Source organism: Hymenobacter sp. B1770 (assembly GCF_049896385.1).
Taxonomy (GTDB): Bacteria; Bacteroidota; Bacteroidia; order Cytophagales; family Hymenobacteraceae; genus Hymenobacter.
In genome coordinates, this window is the sequence record NZ_JAFCUF010000077.1 from 1 (window position 1) to 631 (window position 631).

1 pseudogene is annotated in these 631 nt (G+C 68.9%); it reads right to left on the minus strand.

From position 1 onward, the window contains the following. Nucleotides 1-597: pseudogene (locus tag ACP7AJ_RS21560) on the minus strand (hypothetical protein); the annotation flags it as partial. Nucleotides 598-631: the final 34 nt, after the last annotated feature.

Below are 631 nucleotides of genomic sequence, written 5' to 3' on the forward strand. Positions count from 1 at the left end.
GTAGTCGTAGTCGTCGTCGAAGCCGCGGCGCGCCGAAAAAGAAGTGCCCGTCACGTACGCGTTGCCCGCCGCGTCCAGGGCCAACGCCACGGCGACGTCGTTGCGGTCGGCGGGTCCGTTGTAGCGGGCCACCCAGAGTTGCTGGCCCGTGGGCGCGTACTTAATCGTAAGGTAGTCGCTGTTGGTGCGACTCGCGGACATGCCCGTCACGTACACGTTGCCCTGGCCGTCGACGGCCAGGGCAACGGCTTGGTCGAGGTGGTGGGCGGGCCCGTCGTAGTGGGCCACCCAGAGTTGCTGGCCCGTGGGCGCGTACTTGACCGTCGCGTAATCGTAGTCGTTGTCGGTGCCGCTGCGGCCCGACGAGCCACCCGTGACGTACACGTTGCCGGCCGCGTCCACGGCCAGGGCCGTAGCGCCATTGTACTGGCTGCCCGGTGCGGCATAGCGGGCCACCCACTGCTCCGCCAGCGGTCGGGGGACACTGCGTTGGTTGGCGGCCACCGGCGCGGCCCCGCGTGGTTGGGCCGCCCCCCGGGGCAGCAGAACAAGAAAGCACCCGACCAGGAGCAGCAAGCGCGGAAGGAAGTGTGGCATGGCGATCGCGTCTAAACAAGGGGGCCAGCAGGTT